The following is a 19,260-nucleotide window of genomic DNA, read 5'->3' on the forward strand; positions in this document are numbered from 1 at the left end:
TAAGAATGAAAAACCTTATAAAATACATGTTAAATCTATTGAATCTTAAGATCGAAATTCTAGTAATTCCTAGTTAAATATGATATAATTTAAAGATGGAAAAGTTAGAAAAATAAGGTATAAAAATTGTTTTTAAACAAAAAAAATAAGGTAGGAGTAGAAGATGAAATTAGCAGTTATAACTTTAGGTTGTAGTAAAAACCTAGTAGACACAGAACATTATTTAGGAATATTAGTAAATAAAAGAGGATTTGAATTAACTACAGAGGTAGAAGACGCAGATCTATGTATCATAAATACTTGTGGATTTATTGGTGATGCCAAAGAGGAGTCTATTACGACTATATTAGGCGTAGCAGAACACAAAAGAAGTGGGAAATTAAAGAAGATAATTGTAGCTGGATGTTTAGCAGAAAGATATGCAGATGAATTATTAGCAGAGATGCCAGAAGTAGATGCTATCATAGGAACTGGTGACGTAGATAAGATAGAGGAAGTAATAGATGAAATTTTAGCAGATAATAGAGTTGTTAGAAGTGAATCTTTAGATTTCTTAGCTAATGCCCAAACTGAAAGAATAATCACAACTTTCCCTCATACTGCATATTTAAAAATAGCAGAAGGATGTAACAGAAGATGTACTTACTGTATCATACCTAGTTTACGTGGAAACCTTCGTAGTAGAACTATTGAAGATATCATAGTGGAAGCTAAAAACTTAGTAGCTAATGGTGTAAGAGAGATAAACTTATTAGCCCAGGAAACAACAGAATATGGATTGGATCTATATAAGAAAAAAGCTCTACCTGATCTAATGAGAGAATTAGCTAAGATAGAAGGGTTAAAATGGATTAGAACTTATTATATGTTCCCTAATTCAGTAACTGATGAACTTATAGAGGTTATGAAAATAGAAGAAAAAGTATGTAATTATTTTGATATCCCTATTCAGCATGTGGCCGACTCTATGTTACAAGGGATGAAGAGAGCAATATCTGGAGATGCTTCTAAAGAATTATTACGTAAGATCAGAAGAGAAATTCCTGATGCAACATTTAGAACATCTCTAATCGTTGGATTCCCTGGTGAAACAGAAGATGATTTCCAAGAATTAAAAGAATTTGTAGAAGAGTTTAAATTTGATTATATTGGTGTATTTAAATACTCAAGAGAGGAAGATACGGTAGCCTTTGATATGGAAAACCAAGTAGATGAAGATGTGAAACATAGAAGATGGGTAGAACTTACTAATCTTCAAGCTGAGATTGCAGAAGCAAAGAATAGATCTTTCTTAGGTGAAGAGATAGAAGTAATGATAGATGGTATATCAGAAGAGTCTGAATATATGTTAGAAGGAAGAACAAGAGGACAAGCTTTAGAGATAGACGGTAAAGTTTTAACTAATGATGGGACTGCTAAACCAGGAGAAATAGTGAAAGTAAAAGTAGAACAAAACTTTAACTATGACCTGTTAGGACCTATAGTAACAAATGAAATTAACTAATCTTTAGGAGGAGTGAAGATGAGTATGAATATGCCTAATAAACTAACCATGGCGAGAATGATTTTGGCGGTTCCATTTATTTATTTTTTAGGAATATCTGATGGAGATGGTGGGTTTGTATATAGAATGATAGCTTTAGGATTGTTTATGGTAGCGTCTATTACAGATTTTTTAGATGGATATATAGCTAGAAAGAATAATATGATCACAGATTTTGGGAAATTGATGGATCCCTTAGCAGATAAAATATTAGTTATATCAGCATTGGTAGTTTTTGTAGAAGTAGGTTATCTACCTTCGTGGATATCTATAGTTGTTTTAGCACGGGAATTTCTGATCAGTGGGATCAGATCATTGGCAGCAGCTAATGGAGAAGTTATTCCAGCTGGAAACTTAGGTAAATACAAAACAACTACTCAAATGGTCGGAATAATAATGATAATGATCTTAGGAGCAACTGAGATTGAACTATTAGGGATACATTTAAATATTTGGATAATGTTACCTTCTGTAATTTTGACTATATGGTCAGGATGGGATTATTCAGTAAAAGCAAAACATTATTTTATGAACATGGAATAAATGGAGGAATAGATGTTTTTGATATATAGAGTAGTAAATTATGCAGTAGAGATATTAAAAATTTTAATTTTATTGAGAATCATATTATCGTGGATTGCTCCTCGTAGCAGGAATGAATTTATTGAATTAATTCATACAGTTACAGAACCAATCTTGAGACCATTTAGAATAATGATTCCTTTAGGTGGTGCCAGATTAGATCTATCACCAATCTTGGCATACTATGTGCTGGGTCTTGCAAAGTATTTGATCTTTAGAATATTGAGTATGATCTCTTAGGTTAAAGGTAATTCAAGAATTATTTGTATGAAGTAAAAAAATTAATGGAGTCTGCCCGCCAAAGGCGGGCAGACTCCTTATCTTTAAAATTGATATATTAAGTTAGGTAAAAAAGTAAATTAAAAGTTAAGTAGGAGGAAGAATGCATAAAGAGATAGAGTGTGAGTACCATATACCGGTGTTGTATGAAGAGACTTTAGATAACTTAGTTACCAATACAGATGGGATATATGTAGATGGAACACTAGGTGGAGGAGGTCATTCAGAAGGAATAGTGAAGAGACTTTCAGAAAAAGGTGTATTGATCTCTATAGATCAGGATCAAAATGCCATTGATTTTGCAGGAAAAAGATTGGAAAAGTATGGCGATAAAGTAAAAATATTTAAATCTAACTTCCAGGAGATGGATAGCGTAGTATATATGGCAGGATATGACAAAGTAGATGGAATAATGATGGATATAGGAGTTTCTTCTAAACAATTAGACGATCCTGAAAGAGGGTTTTCATATAAATATAATACCCGTTTAGATATGAGAATGGATAAAAATATGCCTATTTCAGCTTACGAAATTATAAATAACTATGAAGAAGAGGAAATCTCAAGAATCATATATGAGTATGGTGAAGAAAGATATGCTAGAAAGATAGCGAAATATATAGTTCATAACAGAGAAGAAAAAGCGATAGAAACTACTGGAGATTTGGTGGCAGTAATAAAAAAAGCTATTAAAGGGCATCCTAAGAAACATCCAGCTAAAAAAACTTTCCAGGCCATAAGGATAGAAGTTAATAAAGAATTAGATGTACTTAAAAATGTAATTGATAAAGCGGTAGACCTTTTAAAACCAGGAGGAAGGTTAGCTATAATTACCTTTCATTCGTTAGAAGATAGAATAGTGAAGCAAAAATTTAAAGAATTGTCTACAGATTGTCTCTGCCCGTCGCATCTATTGGTTTGCCAGTGTAATCATAAAGCTACGGTAAAGCGTGTAACTAGAAAACCTATCATTCCTAATACAGATGAGCTGGAATTTAATAACAGAGCACATTCGTCTAAATTGAGAGTAGTAGAAAAGTTATGAAAAAAAGAAATAAAATATTAATGATTTTATTACCAATAATTTTTTTAATTTTTATGGAAGGGTTACGTCTACATTACACAATAGAGGCAGTCAGAGTAAGTAAGGAAATTAAGATTCAAAAAACTTACAATCTAAACCTTCAAAAGGATATATCTAGAGAAAAAATAAAGCTGATAGAAAAAATGGACTTAAATACAATGAAAAAACGTGCTGAGCAAGAGATAGGAATGGAAGTTTCTGAGTCTATAAACTATGTCAAAATGAAAAAAAATGTTTCGAATTAAAATAAAACGGTTTGAAACTTGACTTTGATTAGTTTAGGTTGTATTATGAGTAAGTAGTAGTTTAAATATAAATTGTTATGAAAAGGGGTATAAATTGAAAAAAGGAAATATAGTAGAGGTTAAAATAGATAAGATAATTTTCGGAGGAGAAGGATTAGGATATTATGGCGATTTAGCTGTTTTTGTACCTATGTCTGTTCCTGGAGATGTTTTAGAAATTGAAATAATTTCATTCAAAAAAACCTATGCAAGAGGTCTTATAAAAAAGATAATAACACCTGGAATAGATAGAGCGGCAGGAAATAAAATAAGTTTTGAAGATCATCATGGATGTGACTTTGCAATGCTTAAATACAATGAGCAGTTAAAGTATAAAAAACTCATGGTAGAAGATGTGCTTTCTAGAGTAGGAAAAGTAGATCTAGATAAAATAGAAATATTAGATACTGTAGGGGCAGAAGATCAATTTAATTATAGAAATAAAGTAATTGAACCATTTGCACGTAAAAATGGAAAGGTAATATCAGGATTCTTTAAAAAGAAATCACATGAAGTATTTGAAGTGGAAGAAAATATCCTTCAATCTAAGCTTTCAAATGAAATTATATCTAGAATCAAAGAACTTCTAAATGAAGCTAAATTAAGTGTATATAATGAGAAAGCCCATAAGGGGATATTGAGACATATAATGGTTAGAACCACTTCATTTAATGAGGCTATGGTTGTACTTATCATCAAAGGAAAGGTAGATTCAAAGATAGAAGGTGTTCTAAATACTTTATATAATGAAAACGACAAGGTCAAGTCTGTTTACGTTTCTATCAATAATAAAAGAACAAACTTTGCTTTAGGTGAACAAAATATCCACCTATTAGGAGAAAGATATATAAAGGAAGAGTTGTACGGGATTCAGTTTAACATATCTCCTACATCATTTTTTCAAATCAATATAGAGCAGACTAAAAAGCTGTATGAAAAAGCTATCTCTTATTTTGATGATATAAAAAATAAAAATATAGTGGATGCTTATTCAGGAACAGGAACTATAGCTATGATTCTGTCAAAGGATGCAAACAAAGTGTATGCTATAGAGATGGTAGAATCAGCTACAAGAGCTGCCTTAAAAACAAGTATAGAAAACAAGATAGAAAACATAGAGTTTATAAATGGTAAAGCTGAGGAAAAATTAGTTGAACTGATAGAAACAGGAAATCAAATAGATTCAATAATATTTGACCCTCCGAGAAAAGGAATAGCACAGAATATATTGGAAAAATTATCTGAAACAAAGATAAAAGAAGTTGTATATATATCTTGTAATCCTTCAACATTTGCGAGAGACACAGAAATATTAGGGAAAATTGGATATAAATTGAACAAAGTTTGTCCAGTGGATATGTTTCCTAATACTAGTCACATTGAGGTAGTAGGAAAATTTTCAAAGAATTAAAAAATATAGATTGATCTAGGAGGGAAGATGGAAGTTAAATTAATAATTTTTTTAATAATAGCTTATTTTATGGGATCTATTCCAACAGGTGTAGTTATAGGAAAAAAGTTTAAAGGGATAGATATCAGGGAACACGGAAGTAAAAATACTGGTGCAACCAATGCCTATAGAGTGCTGGGATTGCAGTATGGTATAATTGTTCTTTTGTCAGATGCTCTAAAGGGATATCTACCGGTTTTTCTAGCTAGTTTAGCTGGGCTGGTTGGATGGCAGCTTATCTTGGTAGGATTGGTAACAATAGTTGGTCATACCCTGTCTATATTTTTAAAGTTTAAAGGTGGAAAAGGTGTTGCTACCAGTTTAGGAGTATTTATATACTTAGTTCCAAATATAGTTTTAATATTACTTGTAGTATTTTTATTGATTGCATTTTCAACTAAATATGTATCTCTGGCTTCTGTATCAGCAGCGGGATTATTTCCGATATTGGTGCTTTTTATGCCTGTAAGAGAAGGTTTAGGAAAATGGAATATGTTTGGATTTGCCCTTGTAATAGCTTTATTTGTAATATTTAAGCATAGAAGCAATATTCAAAGACTCCTTCATGGGAATGAAAATAAATTTGGAGCTAAAAAATAATTTAAACAATTAAAATATTTTAAATGATTTAAAAAAGGAGTAAATTATGGGAAGAATTGTAGTGATGGGAGCAGGCTCTTGGGGGACAGCTCTTGCTAGGATTATGGCGTCGAAGGGAAATGAGGTTACTCTATGGGATTACAACGAAGAGAGAGCAGAATTATTACAGAAAAATAGGGTAAATGAAAAGTTTTTATCTAATGCTGAATTTCCAGAGACTTTGCAGGTGACATCTAAGATAGAAGGATTATTAGATGGAGTAGAATACCTTATCATGTCTGTGCCGTCTCAAGTGCTGAGAAGTGTTATGGGCAAAATTAGTAATCAACTGACGGAAAAAACAATTATTGTTAATACTGCTAAGGGGATAGAGATATCTACAGGGATGAGATTATCCCAGGTGATCAAGGATGAAATATTGGGGAAATTCCATAAGAATATTGTTATTCTATCTGGCCCTACCCATGCAGAGGAAGTAGCTAAAAATCTTCCATCTACAATAGTAGCTGCCGGGGAATCTGAATGTGCTAAAAAAATTCAAGAATTATTTAATACAGAAAGTTTTAGAGTATATGAAAGTAATGATATTATCGGAGTAGAACTAGGCGGTGCTGTAAAAAATGGTATTGCAATAGCTGCAGGAGTCGCTGATGGTATAGGTTTTGGAGACAATACAAAGGCGGCACTTATAACTAGAGGCTTAGCAGAAATGGTAAGATTTGGAGAAGCTCTAGGTGCTAAAGCTGAGACTTTTTCAGGGCTTAGCGGGATGGGAGACCTGATAGTGACCTGTGCTAGTACCCACAGTAGAAACAGACATGTGGGACAAAAATTAGGTGAAGGAAAGAAATTACAAGAGATCTTAGATGAGATGGAAATGGTGGCTGAAGGAGTACCGACTGTGAAAGCTGTCTACGAATTAGCTCAAAAGAAGAAGGTGTCAATGCCAATATTAGAAGGTGTCTACAAGGTATTATATGAAGATAAATTAGCAACTGAAATGGTTAAAGAATTGATGACTAGAGACTTAAAGAGAGAATTTTAAAACTAAGGATGATGAGACTATGGAGAGAACAAAAGATTTAGTATCTTTATATTTAAAAGATATTAGGCAGTATGAAATTTTGACAAAGGAAGAGGAATTAAAACTACTTATAGCAGCCAAAAATGGTTGTGAGGAATCTAAGGAGAAATTAATTTTATCTAATTTACGGTTGGTAGTAAATGTGGCTAAAAAATATACCAGAAAAGGATTGGGTTTAATAGATCTAATTAGTGAAGGTAATTTTGGGCTTATTCATGCTATTAAAAAATTTGATGTGGAAAAAGGATTTAGATTTTCAACTTATGCAGTTTGGTGGATTAAACAATCTATAACTAAGTCTATTATTAGTAAGGGTCGTGAGATAAGGATACCATCTTATAAATATGATATGTTGAATAAGATAAATAAATATATTATGAATCATGTGATGGAAACCAGTAAATACCCTGATTTTAATGAAATATCAAAGGGTTTAGGCATACCAGAGGACAAGATCCAAAAAGTAATGTTAGAATTTCAAGATCTGATGTCTTTAAACGCATCCATAGGAGAGGATATCTTCTTAGAAGATACCATAAGTCAGCCTGAGGAACAGTCCCTTGAAAACCAAGTTTTAAGAGAGATAGGTAAGGAAGAGATCACTAAGATGTTAGATGCTCTAAAGCCTCGTGAAAAAGAGATAGTGAAGTTAAGGTATGGGATAGATGGATATGATATTCATACTTTAGAAGAGATTGGTAAGACATTTAATATTACTAGAGAAAGAGTTAGACAGATTGAGAAAAAAACCTTATTAAAACTTAAAACAAGGTTTAGCGAAGAATTGAAGCCTTATTTATTTAAATAATATAAGTTCCCTGCCTTTTTCGGCAGGGAATCTTTAATTTTAATGGTAGATGTGGTAGAATGAATTAAAATTGGAAATTAAGGTTAAAAGATAGGGAGGTAAAAATTGAAAATAAAAGTAAATAAACAAGAATTTTTAAAGACTTTAAGGACAGTGAGTAAGGCGATCACTGATAATAAAATAAGACCTATTATCTCAGGTGTATACATGGAGGCCAATGACTCCACTGTAATTCTAAAGGGAACAAATTTAGAATTAACAGTTACATCTAAGATGGAAGGAGAAGTAATCGAGGGTGGAAACCTAGTATTTTCTCATCAATTAGTAGAGGAATATTTAAAAGAAATTAATGATACAGAGGTGACTCTTAGTATAGATAAAGAAACTCTTTTGATTGAAACTGAAGATTCATCTTCTGAATTTTCTGTTTTTGATGCTTCTGAATATCCAAAAATCAGGGGATTCCAAGGTGGAAAAGAGTATAAATTACCCATAGAACTTTTTGTAAACTTAATGGAAAAATCAAAATTCGCTGCGTCTCAAACTACAGATAATATATCTATAAATTGCTTGAGGATGGAATTAGAAAGTGGAATGTTGAAATTAATCTCAACAGATACTTACAGGTTGGTTTATATAACTGAACAAGTGGATTTAGAGGGCGAATTAAAGGTTAGTATCCCACTGAAGAGTGTGGAAGCTATAATCAAAATCTTAGCTTCGAAAAAAGTTGAAGATATCACCTTTGCATATGAAGGGAACCAAGTTAAATTTATGGTAGGAGCAACTGAAATATTAACTAGAGTTATTGATCTGCCATTTCCAGACTATGATGGGATATTAAATGCAACAGGATATACCAAAGAAGTTTTAATAGATTCAGCTGAATTTAAAAATGTTCTTAAGAGGGTGCAAATATTTGTTAGAAATAATGCAGAATCTAAAAATAGTGGAATATTTGAATTTAAAGGTGACCTATTAGAAGTGAGCGGGATATCTGAGATCGCTAAGATCAACGAAACTATAGAGATGAAAAAAGATGGAGAAGATTTGAAAATTTCTCTAAATGTAAAGTTTTTATTGGATTATCTTTCTTTTATAGAGAAGGGGAAAAATGTTCTCTTGAGTCTTTCTACATCTTGTGGTGCTGTAGAGTTAACGATAGAGAATGAAAAGAATTTTAAATATTTAGTGATGCCTTTAGCATTAAAAGATTAAAAATATAAGTGAGCTCAAGTTTTGGTTAAAACTTGAGCTTTTTTTGACGGTGTAATTTTAATATGATATACTAATTAAGAGTACCATATGTAAGAATCCCTTGAATAAATAAGGTTTATAACGGTTTTGTCTGTTAGACCTAATGGAGAAGATGATATGTTGAAAATAGTTATTTTAAGGTGGATATATCTCATATTTTACCTTCTAGTGATCATAGCTAGAAAATTTTCCAAAGAGGAGATTGAAAATAGTAAGATCTCTAAGATATTTATTCGTTTTAATAACGGTGTTGTATTAAAACGATGCAAGGATGTACCTGCAAACAGGGTATCGATCTTACTCCCCCATTGTATTCAAAATTATGAATGCCCGTTGAAGGTGACATCTAGGGTAGAAAATTGTAAGGAATGTGGGAAGTGTAAAGTGGGGAATATCCTGGAATTACAGAGAAAATATGGAGTGAAAGCTAAGATTGCTACCGGTGGGACACTAGCTCGGAAGTTTTTAAAGGAAACAAAACCAAAACTTGTAATAGCTGTAGCCTGTGAAAGAGATTTGGTAGCTGGAATCTATGATGCTTTTCCAATGTCTGTATACGGTGTGTTTAACAAAAAAATAAATGGGCCATGTTTTAATACCGATCTTTCAATTCAAGAGATTGAAAGTGTACTAGAAAAATTAAGATAGGAGGAACTAGTGAAGAAAAAATTATTAATTTTGTCCCTTTTGATTGTAGTGAGTGGTCAAATTTTTGCTACAGATAGAGATGACATGAAATATATTGATAAATTATACGAAGCTAAAGAATATTCCATGGCAACAGATGAATTAAAAACCTTTGTAGGGAAATACCCTGAGAGCAGTTATCAAAAAGTAGCGCTAGAAAGACTGTCTAAGACTCTCTATTTGAATAAAGAGTATAAAAGTTCTGTAACTTATTTTAACCAATATTTAAAATTAGATAGATTAAAAATAGATGAAAAAAACGAAGCACACTATTATTTAGCTAGAAATTTGACCTATCTAAAGGATTATAATGGAGCAAAAAAAGAAATAAATTTAATAGATAAAAATTCTCCTAAAAAAATAGATGCTGTTTACTATTTAGGAATATCCTACTATGAAAACGCCAGATATGAGGAGGCTAAAAAAACTTTTAAATATCTTATTACAAAACCTGAAAGATCAAAAGATGCCCTCTTATATATATCCCTGTCATCTTATAATAACAAGGAGTATGTCAACAGTACAATCTATTTAGATGAATATTTAAAGGGATCAACTGAGGGTAAGAACATAGAGTTAGCCAGTTATATGTATGGGATGAACCAATACAAGCTGGGGAATAAGGATTTGGCTATAAAGAAATTAACAGATGTAGAAACAAATTATCCACAGAGCAAGTATATAGCAGATGTAAGATATGGTCTTTTGGACATCTATTTGTCTAATGGAGAGATGACAAAAGCAGACGAGTACTATAAAAAATTAATGGGTGGTAGTAATGAGGAAAAAGCTAATATACTCTTGGCTAATAATTATTTTGCCCAAAAAAATTATGAAACTTCTATGAAATATTATGAACTGGTAGATAATTCTAAAGATCCTAAAGTTATATATGGGTCAGCTTTTAGTATGTTTAAAGTAGGGGAATCAAAGGGTGGTATAGAGGGTGAAAAATTAGTTGAAAGATCAAAAGAAGACTTTAAAAAACTTTTGGGAACAAATTTAAATTCTGAAGGAATCTATTATATGGCATTGATAGATTTTAGAGCTGAAAAATATAGTGAAGTCATCAAAGATTTAAAATCATATGATGAGTCTAAGATGAAAAGGGAATATAAGAGCAATATAGACCTCTTTTTGGGAAAATCATATTTTGAGACAAAAAACTATAAAAAAGCCAAAATTTATTATACCGATGTTTACAATAGAACACAGAGTAAGGAAGGTCTTTATCAGCTGATCTTGGTTAACAGCAGATTAGGAGATCTTAAAAATATAAAGTTAAGATTCGATGAATATAAAACTAAATTTTCTACAGATATAGAGTATAGACAAAAGATCTACCTTACAGTGGGAAATACATATTATAAAGGTGGAGATATAAAGGGAGCTAAAAATACTTATAAAGAATATCTGAGGTCTTATAATGATACTAAAATTTCAGAGAACTTGATAACTATTTTAGTTGCAGATGGAAGTTATAAGGACCTGGTAACATACTTGACTCCCCAGCCTAAGACAGCGGAAAATAGATATCTTTTAGGAATCGCATATCTAGGGTTGACACAATATGAGAAAGCTGTAGAAAAATTTGAAGGTGTAATAATAGGGAAAGATGCAAGTCTGGCTCAAAAAGAAAAAGCCAGCTATAACCTAATAAAAACTCACTTTGCTGCTAAAAATTATGAAAATGCTATAAGATCTGCAAAACAGTATTTTGCAGTGAATGAATATAAAAAATATAGCCATGAAGTGATGGATTTAGAAGCTCTATCAAATTTTAGGATGGGAAAATATTCAGAAGCCAGGGAAAAATTTGGTGAACTGGGTAAAACCCCAAAATATAAAGGTTATAGTCAATTTCAAATAGCTGAAACATATTACAATGAAGGAAAATTTGACCTATCTTTAAAGGGATATAACGATATCTACGAAGAGAATAAAAAGGGTGAATATGCTTTAAGATCTCTATATTGGGGGATAAATATCCTCTATACCCAAGAAAAATATGAAGATGTAATTAAAAAAAGTGGAGAGTTCAATTTAGAATATCCAGAGAGTAATTATATAGCAGATGTTAATTTTTATAGGGCAGATGCGTATTTCAAATTAAATGATATAAAGAGTGCAGCTAAAACTTATACGAAAATATATCAAGAGGCAAGTGAGGAAAAATTAAAAAATAAAACAGCTAAGGAACTTACAACTTTGTATTACAATGTAGATGACTATGAAAACGCCAACCTATGGAAGGAAAAAATAAGTGATTCCAATGAAAAGATATACTTGTCGGCACTTATCTACGAAAAACAAGGAAAGATTGATCTTGCTGTAGTGGAATATAAAAAACTCATAGATAATGTGGAGTATGGGAGTAAAGTTAATTTTAATTTAGCAACTCATTACTACAAGGGAAAAAACTATGATGAATCAAAAAAATATTATGAAAATATATTAAAGGTAGAAAATGGTCCCTATAAGGATACTGCCACATACCGTATAGGGCAGATATACTTTAACTCAAAGGATTATAGTAAGGCACTTAGAAACTTTATGAGGATAGAACTTTTATACGAAGAAAGCAATCTGAGGGAAGCAGCAAAATTAAAGATTGCAACGACCTATGAACTCCAAAAAGAGGATGAAAAAGCTAAAAGAACCTATGAAGAGTTTTATGAAACTTATCCTAAGAGTAAATACAAAAGCTTAATATTAGAAAAATTATTGGTAATAAACATCAATGAAAATAAGATAGAGAAAGCCAAAATATATTACGATGAATTATTGGTAACAAATAAAGGTGTTGCAGAAAATTACACTTCATACTTTGAAAAAAAAGAAGATAAAAAAGAAGACGTGGCACAAGTAGATACCGGAAACAAAGAAGAAGTTAAAGAGGAAAAAAAATCAAACAATAATTAGGAGGATCAGATGAGAAGATTTATAAGTGGATTACTACTACTAATGATGTCGATGAGTATTTTTGCAGAGGGAACTGGAGCAGAGATTCAAAAAGAAGTCAGCGGTGTCAACAAGAGCACTACAACAGAGGGTAGAATATTGTTGGAAGGAAAAGAAAAAGATCCTACATTACAGACAGTTGACCTGAATTTGATAAACAATGAAAATCAAAAATTAGAGACTACTAATATAGAATATAATCAATCTGAGCAGACAGATGATCTTTTAGCAGATGTAAGTGAGACAAAAACTCAACCTAACTATGTGGTGTGGGGATTGGCTATATTAGGAGTATTGGTAGCAGGATTGGCTTTAGGGTCAAAATAAAGACACATAAAATATAAATAAGGAGATAAAATAATGATAGAAATATTTAAAAGTGGTGGAATGTTGATGTACGGAATTCTCCTACTATCTATATTGGGGACAACAGTAATAATAGAGAGATTTGTATATTTTCTAAAGAACGAAAAAGGAATAAAAGATCAGTTGAAAGCACAGTTGGAGGAAGCAATTACCTCTAAAGATAAGGAATTAGCTGTAAGCTTATGTGAAAGTGAGAATTCATCTAGTTTAAAAGTATTAAAAGAACTTATATTAGAACATAATTTTGATGGAAAGGTAGATATCGAATATCTGGAAGAAAAAGCCAGAGAAAGAGCGTTAATAGAGATTCCTAAGTTAGAAAACCATATGTGGTTATTAGGAGTGGTGGCTCACGTGACTCCATTGGTAGGATTATTAGGAACTGTATCTGGAATGATCGCAGCATTTAGAGTCATCGCAGTAGTAGGGTCAGGTAAGCCAGAGATGCTGGCAGATGGGATATCTCAAGCCTTGATCACTACAGCAGCAGGACTTACAGTAGCTATACCAGCACTTATATTATATAATTATTATAATAAAAAGATCGATCATGTGGTAAATGAAATAGAAAAAACTACCGTTGAGTTTATCAACTCTCTTAGAAAATAAGGGGGGGGCTATGAAAATACAAAGACTGAAGAGGAAAAATAGTAAAAGTTTAATCTTGGATATGACTCCATTGATAGATGTAGTATTTTTACTCCTAATATTTTTTATGGTGGCTACAACGTTTCAAGATGTAGATTCTAGTGTAAACATTGAACTGCCAAAATCTAGTTCAGAGCATAAAATAACTATTAAAACTTTAGAAGTAAAGATAAATAAAGATTTAGAAATATATCTTATAGTAAAAGACTTAAATGGTAAAAATGAGATGATGAAAGTAGATCAAGGAGATCTAAAGGAAAAATTAGGACAGAGATTAGAACTTGCAGAGGATAAAAATGTAATCGTAAGTGCTGATAAGAGTGTAAACTACCAATCTCTGATAGAGGTATTAGATATAGCTAAGGAAGCGGGAGCAGGTTCATTAGACCTCAATACTAAAAGTTTAGATTAGGAGGTGATAAGGTGAAAACAGATAGAAATGATTATTTTAATAAAATATTTGTAGGAGTCCTTATCCTTCATATAATATTCCTCTATATAATGCCAGGTTTAAAAAAAATAGTGATACAGGAACCGGAAGTAAGTAAGATTACAATTGGGATAAATAATTATTCTGTTGATAGTGCTCCTAAGAAAATTATTGAAAATGAGAAATCTGCAGAAATTACAGAACCAAAAGAAGTTTTACCAGTAGAGGATAAAGAGGAAAAAGTTACAGAGAAAAAAGAGGAGATAAAGAAAGAAATCCCTGAGAAGATAGAAAAAAAAGTGGAATCTCCAAAAATACTACAGGTTACCCAGTCATTTGATGATTTGGATATACTAGAAAGTTTAGATTCTCCTAGAGAGGTAAGTAAAAGCAGGGAAGACATTAAACCTAAGATAATAAAGGTTTCAGAGGTAGAAGATAGAAATAAAAACAAGGAATTTAAAGACAGGGAATTAAATGAAGTTACTGATAATTCCAAAGATAGAATGGAAGAGAATTTAGATCTAGTAGAAGCTGCAATAGTTGACAATAGATCAGAAAAAATTATGGTAAAAAATGACTCAAAAGACGGGGTAGAAGATATAAGATGGAATAACCTCATGAGTGAAGAAAATCCAAATATAATAGGGCCTAAATCAGGGTTAAAAGTAGGGTCTGTAGATGGGAAATCTAAAGTTATCTGGGATCCATCCAACAAAGATCCAAAATATCCTCTGGAAGCTGAGAAAAATGCTCAAACTGCCGATGTAAAAATAATCTTAGATGTAGATGCTGATGGAAAAGTACTTAGAGTAAGATTAATAAAAACAGGGGTAGATATAATAGATAGAGCTGTAGAAAGTAAAGCCCGTGACTGGAATATAAAACTTATAAATAGCGGAATGGCTATAAGTGGAAGTGTCATGGTGGAATATAAATTTAAGTTAAAAGGTAGGGAATAGATGAATATATTAGGGATAAATTTAACGGAAAAAATAAAGGAATCATTACTGGAGAATTTAGATGGAGACTTCTCTTTTGAAAATAGCTATAATAATATAGGAGATTATATAGAAAACACTAAATATAATCTGATAGTTATGGATATAGATGGTTTAGAAGAGATAGATAGAACCAAAACAGTGATAAAAGAGATCTATGACAACCAAAATAAGGCTATAATTGTAACCTTAGGAGAGAGAGCAACATTAAACTTAATAGCCTGGGCAATTCAATTGGGAATATATGATTATCTGCTTAAACCCATTGAAGAGGATGAGGTAATAAAGATAGTTGAAAAAGCATTAAAGGATCAAAAATTAAAAGCTGAAAAACTGAAGAAAAAAGAAACTCCCAAAGGAACAGTAATTGGAAACAGTCCTAAGATGGTAGAAGTATATAAAAAAATTGGTAAGGTAGCAACAAATAAAATACCGGTATTAATAAGCGGGGAAAAGGGGAATGGTAAGAAAGCAGTAGCCAAATCGATCCATAGATTCAGCTGTCTGAAGGAAAAACCATTTGTCAGTGTAAACTGTACCGCATATCAAAAAGAGTTCTTAGACAGAAAGTTATTTGGATATGAGAAGGGAAATATATTTGAATCACAGGTAGAGCAAATAGGGATTTTAGAAAAAGGTTATGGGGGATCGATCCATTTAGGAAATATAGAATCATTGGATCTGACACTTCAGGCAAAATTATTAGGAGTACTTCAAGAAGGAGCATTCTTTAGAGTAGGTGGATCAAAGCTCATTAAAACTGATATTAGGATCATAGCTACTACCAGTGTGAACTTAGAAGAGTTGATAATGAATGGAAATTTCATCGAAGAGCTATACCATAGATTGAGAATATTAGAAATAGAGATACCGCCACTAAGAGAGAGAAAAGATGACATACCTCTTATGATCCATCATTTCATCAAAAGATTTAATGAGGAATTTTCTAAAGGAGTCAAGGGAGTATCTACTCCAGCTATGAAAAAAATAATGAGATATGACTGGCCGGGAAATGTAAGGGAATTAAAATCAGCTGTAAAATCAGCCATGGTATTATCTAGAGGTAAGAGTATCTTAGTAGAAGACCTGCCTTCAAATATTATTGGAAATAAAACTACCAAAAGAAGGGGAGATGTTCAAGACTGGATATTATCTGACTGGGTAGAGGGAGAGATCCAAATGTTACAGGGATCTAATCAAAAAGATTATTATGGAAATATAATATCTAGAGTAGAGAGAGAATTAATCAGACAGGTATTAGAAGTGGCCAATGGAAAAAAAGTAGAAGCAGCAGAAACGCTGGGAATAACAAGAAATACATTAAGAACAAAGATGAATAACTATAATTTAGATTAGAGTTTGAGGAGATAAGATGCATATAACACTTTATAGAAAGTATAGACCCAGTACCTTTGATGAGGTCGCTGGAGAAACCGATATAATAAAAACTATAAAAAATTCTTTAAAGGAAAATAAGATGGCTCATGCATATTTATTTACAGGGCCTAGAGGAGTAGGAAAGACTACTACTGCAAGACTGATAGCCAAGGGATTAAATTGTATGGAAAATGGTGTTACCGATACACCTTGTAATAAATGTGAAAACTGTATAGACATCAGTAAAAATAAGTTTATAGACCTTATAGAGATTGATGCGGCATCAAATCGTGGAATCGATGAGATCAGATCACTGAAAGATAAGATAAACTATCAACCTGCTAAGGGAAGAAAAAAGGTATATATAATAGATGAGGTCCATATGCTGACGAAGGAAGCCTTTAACGCTCTCCTAAAGACATTGGAAGAACCACCAGCTCATGTTATCTTTATCCTGGCAACTACTGAACCGGATAAGATATTAGAGACTATTATCTCAAGATGTCAAAGATATGATTTTAAACCTGTAAACCAAAAAGAATCCATAGATCATCTTCTTATGATCGCTGAATCTGAAGGAGTAAAAATAGATGATTCTAGTTTAGGATTGATCTATGAAAAATCCGGTGGGAGTATGAGAGATGCTATCTCTATCTTTGAAAAATTAATATCTTCATGTTATGGAGAAGAAATTACTTTGGAAAAGACAGAGAAAATATTGGGAGTTATCCCGGAAAAAAAATTGGCAGAATTTTTGGATATCATCTCAAAGAATGACCTGGTCCATGGGATCAACTTTTTAGATAGTTTATGGAATGACTCTATAAATGTAGAGGAGTTTTTAAAAAGTTTCGCTTATTATCTAAAGGAACTGATGATTGAAAAAAAATCACCTTTTAATATCATGAAATCTATAGCAATTATAGAAGATATATTTGAGGTAATGGGTAAATTCAGGTATGAAGAGGACAAAAGAATCTTAGGATATGTTATCTTACATAAGATAACAGAATTTAAAGAGGAAGTGGCAATTCATGAATTGCCTGTACAAGCACCAGTACAGGAAAAGATAGTAGAAAAAATAGTATATGTGGAAAAAGAGGTTCCTGCTAGTTCCGAAGAAGCAGTAGAAACTCCTAAGATAGTAGAAAAAACAGTAGATATAAGTATAGATGATGTCAAGACAAATTGGAATGATATTGTAAATGAATCTAAGAGAAGAAAGATGCCGCTGATCTCATTTTTATCGACTGCTACACCTACTAAGATAGAAGATGGATTTCTGCATATTGGATTTTATGCAGAGAATAGATTCCATAAAGAAAGCATGGAAAAGCCATATTACAACGATATATTCTTAGGTGTACTCAAAGATAAATTTGGAGGAAGAGTACTTGTAAAATATGACCTTTTAAATGAGAAGAATAAAGTTGTAGAAGATAAAAGTGATTTTGTAGAAAGAGTAGTGGACTTTTTTGATGGTGAACTTATCTAATTCTTAACTAATTATGGGAATTATGGTACAATAAGGACTGTGGAAGTAAATGAAAAAGGGAGGCACAAATCATGATTAGAGTAACTTTAAATATTATCTTATTGTTTTTAGCGTCATCATTGATACCGTTGGGATCATTTGTCTTACCGGCCTATAAAATAAAAAGGTTGCCTAAATTAAATTCTAAGAATAGACTCTTGGCAAATTTAATTTCTGGTGGAGTAATATATTTTATAGATGATAAATTATTCTTCGTCTACATAGGATTTTTCCTATTATTAGAGGGGCTTTATTATGTATTTGAGAAAACCTCTATAGAAATATTTGATAGAATTTTTATTTCGACTACATTAACTACAGCAGTGGGATATTTATTTATGAGAGCATTTATTGGGACACCAAATGATCTGGTAACAATATTAGATGCTATGTACAGGGAATATTTAATTTTAGACCAAAGTATGATAACTATCATGATGGGTTATATTAAACAGCACCTATTATTTGTGATGTTTACCTATTCACTGATAATAAATTATTTTACGTATTTCATACTTAAGGGGAAAACATACAGAAAGTGGAATATTTCTTACCTATGGGTATTGATATATATAGTTACATTTTTTATAGACAGAACTTTAAAGATCGATAATTTTTATGTTAAAAATTTATATTCAATAACTACTTTGATCTATGTAGTTTATGGAATTAAAGTATTATACAATATGTTTAGAGCAAGAATAAAATGGAGAGTTTATGGGAAGGGATTAGCAATAGTAACTGCATGTTTTTTTCCAATAGGGATCTTTATTTTAGGAGTAATGAATAGTTTTGGGATAATAAAAATAAATAAAAGGAGGAAATAAAATGTCAAAGATAAAAGTGATACTTAATACAGACGTAGCAGGACAAGGAAGAAAGGGTGACATAGTAAGTGTATCGGAAGGATATGCTAAAAACTTCTTATTAAAAGGAAATAAAGGAATTATAGCAACTGATGAAGAAATGAAAAAATTAGAGGCTAAAAAAAATAAAGCAGCGGCAAAAGATCAAGCTGAAACAGCTGTAGCAGAGGAACAAGCTAAGGTATTAGGAGAAAAAACTTTATTCATGAAGGTAAAAGCTGGAGAGAATGGAAAGGTATTTGGTTCTATAACTAACAAAGAGATATCTGAGGCAATAAAAACTCAATTTAATATGGTAATAGAAAAGAAAAAAATAGATGGAAGTATAAAAAAAATAGGTGAACACAAAGTAAACTTAAAATTACACAAAGGTGTAAAGGCTAGCTTAAAAGTAATAGCTGAGAGAATGTAGGAGAAAA

General features: G+C 31.6%; 20 protein-coding genes. All 20 read left to right on the forward strand.

What is annotated here, in order from left to right; translation table 11 throughout:
- Window positions 1-163 precede the first annotated feature (163 nt).
- A complete protein-coding gene (rimO, locus tag K337_RS0105055; RefSeq protein ID WP_028855645.1) occupies window positions 164-1,504 on the forward strand; it encodes a 30S ribosomal protein S12 methylthiotransferase RimO in 1,341 nt (446 codons plus the stop codon).
- Window positions 1,505-1,528: 24 nt separating this feature from the next.
- Window positions 1,529-2,086 (forward strand): CDP-diacylglycerol--glycerol-3-phosphate 3-phosphatidyltransferase, encoded by a 558-nt coding sequence (gene pgsA / locus K337_RS0105060; RefSeq protein ID WP_028855646.1) that lies wholly within the window; start codon window positions 1,529-1,531, stop codon window positions 2,084-2,086.
- A 12-nt stretch (window positions 2,087-2,098) separates the two neighbouring features.
- Complete coding sequence (locus K337_RS0105065) at window positions 2,099-2,365, forward strand: YggT family protein (RefSeq protein WP_028855647.1); 267 nt, start codon at window positions 2,099-2,101, stop codon at window positions 2,363-2,365.
- Between the two features lie 142 nt (window positions 2,366-2,507).
- Entirely contained in the window at window positions 2,508-3,449 is a 942-nt protein-coding gene (gene rsmH / locus K337_RS0105070) for a 16S rRNA (cytosine(1402)-N(4))-methyltransferase RsmH (protein ID WP_028855648.1), read from the forward strand.
- Complete coding sequence (locus tag K337_RS0105075; protein ID WP_028855649.1) at window positions 3,446-3,733, forward strand: hypothetical protein; 288 nt, start codon at window positions 3,446-3,448, stop codon at window positions 3,731-3,733. Before rsmH ends, K337_RS0105075 begins: the two co-directional genes overlap by 4 nt.
- Before the next feature lie 94 nt (window positions 3,734-3,827).
- Window positions 3,828-5,183 (forward strand): 23S rRNA (uracil(1939)-C(5))-methyltransferase RlmD, encoded by a 1,356-nt coding sequence (rlmD, locus tag K337_RS0105080; protein ID WP_037029179.1) that lies wholly within the window; start codon window positions 3,828-3,830, stop codon window positions 5,181-5,183.
- A gap of 27 nt (window positions 5,184-5,210) precedes the next feature.
- Entirely contained in the window at window positions 5,211-5,822 is a 612-nt protein-coding gene (plsY, locus tag K337_RS0105085; RefSeq protein ID WP_028855651.1) for a glycerol-3-phosphate 1-O-acyltransferase PlsY, read from the forward strand.
- A gap of 46 nt (window positions 5,823-5,868) precedes the next feature.
- On the forward strand, window positions 5,869-6,867 hold the full coding sequence (locus tag K337_RS0105090) for an NAD(P)H-dependent glycerol-3-phosphate dehydrogenase (protein WP_028855652.1): 999 nt from the start codon (window positions 5,869-5,871) through the stop codon (window positions 6,865-6,867).
- A gap of 19 nt (window positions 6,868-6,886) precedes the next feature.
- Window positions 6,887-7,714, forward strand: coding sequence for a sigma-70 family RNA polymerase sigma factor (locus K337_RS0105095; RefSeq protein ID WP_028855653.1), 828 nt, complete (start codon window positions 6,887-6,889; stop codon window positions 7,712-7,714).
- A gap of 105 nt (window positions 7,715-7,819) precedes the next feature.
- Window positions 7,820-8,932: a DNA polymerase III subunit beta gene (dnaN, locus tag K337_RS0105100; RefSeq protein ID WP_028855654.1), complete on the forward strand. Its 1,113-nt coding sequence runs from the start codon at window positions 7,820-7,822 to the stop codon at window positions 8,930-8,932.
- A 156-nt stretch (window positions 8,933-9,088) separates the two neighbouring features.
- On the forward strand, window positions 9,089-9,619 hold the full coding sequence (locus K337_RS0105105) for a DUF116 domain-containing protein (protein WP_051251615.1): 531 nt from the start codon (window positions 9,089-9,091) through the stop codon (window positions 9,617-9,619).
- Window positions 9,620-9,628: 9 nt separating this feature from the next.
- Complete coding sequence (locus K337_RS0105110; RefSeq protein ID WP_028855656.1) at window positions 9,629-12,580, forward strand: tetratricopeptide repeat protein; 2,952 nt, start codon at window positions 9,629-9,631, stop codon at window positions 12,578-12,580.
- A 9-nt stretch (window positions 12,581-12,589) separates the two neighbouring features.
- On the forward strand, window positions 12,590-12,946 hold the full coding sequence (locus K337_RS0105115) for a hypothetical protein (RefSeq protein ID WP_028855657.1): 357 nt from the start codon (window positions 12,590-12,592) through the stop codon (window positions 12,944-12,946).
- Window positions 12,947-12,979: 33 nt separating this feature from the next.
- The gene (locus K337_RS0105120; RefSeq protein WP_037029181.1) at window positions 12,980-13,594 is read left to right on the forward strand and encodes a MotA/TolQ/ExbB proton channel family protein; all 615 of its coding nucleotides are present in this window, start codon (window positions 12,980-12,982) and stop codon (window positions 13,592-13,594) included.
- Between the two features lie 10 nt (window positions 13,595-13,604).
- The gene (locus K337_RS0105125; RefSeq protein WP_028855659.1) at window positions 13,605-14,045 is read left to right on the forward strand and encodes an ExbD/TolR family protein; all 441 of its coding nucleotides are present in this window, start codon (window positions 13,605-13,607) and stop codon (window positions 14,043-14,045) included.
- Window positions 14,046-14,056: 11 nt separating this feature from the next.
- Complete coding sequence (locus tag K337_RS0105130; RefSeq protein WP_028855660.1) at window positions 14,057-15,025, forward strand: TonB family protein; 969 nt, start codon at window positions 14,057-14,059, stop codon at window positions 15,023-15,025.
- Window positions 15,026-16,420 carry a sigma-54-dependent transcriptional regulator gene (locus K337_RS0105135; RefSeq protein WP_028855661.1) on the forward strand — a complete coding sequence of 465 codons (1,395 nt, stop codon included), beginning with the start codon at window positions 15,026-15,028 and terminating at the stop codon, window positions 16,418-16,420. It abuts the gene before it with no gap.
- 16 nt (window positions 16,421-16,436) lie between these two features.
- Complete coding sequence (gene dnaX / locus K337_RS0105140; RefSeq protein WP_028855662.1) at window positions 16,437-17,936, forward strand: DNA polymerase III subunit gamma/tau; 1,500 nt, start codon at window positions 16,437-16,439, stop codon at window positions 17,934-17,936.
- Window positions 17,937-18,007: 71 nt separating this feature from the next.
- Window positions 18,008-18,802 (forward strand): hypothetical protein, encoded by a 795-nt coding sequence (locus K337_RS0105145; protein ID WP_028855663.1) that lies wholly within the window; start codon window positions 18,008-18,010, stop codon window positions 18,800-18,802.
- A gap of 1 nt (window position 18,803) precedes the next feature.
- A complete protein-coding gene (gene rplI / locus K337_RS0105150; protein WP_028855664.1) occupies window positions 18,804-19,253 on the forward strand; it encodes a 50S ribosomal protein L9 in 450 nt (149 codons plus the stop codon).
- Window positions 19,254-19,260 lie beyond the last annotated feature (7 nt).

The sequence above is a fragment of the Psychrilyobacter atlanticus DSM 19335 genome (assembly GCF_000426625.1).
Classification (GTDB): domain Bacteria; phylum Fusobacteriota; class Fusobacteriia; order Fusobacteriales; family Fusobacteriaceae; genus Psychrilyobacter; species Psychrilyobacter atlanticus.

What these genes read in the sequence shown, in the direction of transcription:
- rimO (WP_028855645.1), top strand. Translation starts at nt 164, where the DNA reads ATGAAATTAGCAGTTATAACTTTAGGTTGTAGTAAAAACCTAGTAGAC.
- pgsA (WP_028855646.1), top strand. Translation starts at nt 1,529, where the DNA reads ATGAATATGCCTAATAAACTAACCATGGCGAGAATGATTTTGGCGGTT.
- K337_RS0105065 (WP_028855647.1), top strand. Translation starts at nt 2,099, where the DNA reads ATGTTTTTGATATATAGAGTAGTAAATTATGCAGTAGAGATATTAAAA.
- rsmH (WP_028855648.1), top strand. Translation starts at nt 2,508, where the DNA reads ATGCATAAAGAGATAGAGTGTGAGTACCATATACCGGTGTTGTATGAA.
- K337_RS0105075 (WP_028855649.1), top strand. Translation starts at nt 3,446, where the DNA reads ATGAAAAAAAGAAATAAAATATTAATGATTTTATTACCAATAATTTTT.
- plsY (WP_028855651.1), top strand. Translation starts at nt 5,211, where the DNA reads ATGGAAGTTAAATTAATAATTTTTTTAATAATAGCTTATTTTATGGGA.
- K337_RS0105090 (WP_028855652.1), top strand. Translation starts at nt 5,869, where the DNA reads ATGGGAAGAATTGTAGTGATGGGAGCAGGCTCTTGGGGGACAGCTCTT.
- K337_RS0105095 (WP_028855653.1), top strand. Translation starts at nt 6,887, where the DNA reads ATGGAGAGAACAAAAGATTTAGTATCTTTATATTTAAAAGATATTAGG.
- K337_RS0105105 (WP_051251615.1), top strand. Translation starts at nt 9,089, where the DNA reads ATGTTGAAAATAGTTATTTTAAGGTGGATATATCTCATATTTTACCTT.
- K337_RS0105115 (WP_028855657.1), top strand. Translation starts at nt 12,590, where the DNA reads ATGAGAAGATTTATAAGTGGATTACTACTACTAATGATGTCGATGAGT.
- K337_RS0105120 (WP_037029181.1), top strand. Translation starts at nt 12,980, where the DNA reads ATGATAGAAATATTTAAAAGTGGTGGAATGTTGATGTACGGAATTCTC.
- K337_RS0105125 (WP_028855659.1), top strand. Translation starts at nt 13,605, where the DNA reads ATGAAAATACAAAGACTGAAGAGGAAAAATAGTAAAAGTTTAATCTTG.
- K337_RS0105135 (WP_028855661.1), top strand. Translation starts at nt 15,026, where the DNA reads ATGAATATATTAGGGATAAATTTAACGGAAAAAATAAAGGAATCATTA.
- dnaX (WP_028855662.1), top strand. Translation starts at nt 16,437, where the DNA reads ATGCATATAACACTTTATAGAAAGTATAGACCCAGTACCTTTGATGAG.
- K337_RS0105145 (WP_028855663.1), top strand. Translation starts at nt 18,008, where the DNA reads ATGATTAGAGTAACTTTAAATATTATCTTATTGTTTTTAGCGTCATCA.
- rplI (WP_028855664.1), top strand. Translation starts at nt 18,804, where the DNA reads ATGTCAAAGATAAAAGTGATACTTAATACAGACGTAGCAGGACAAGGA.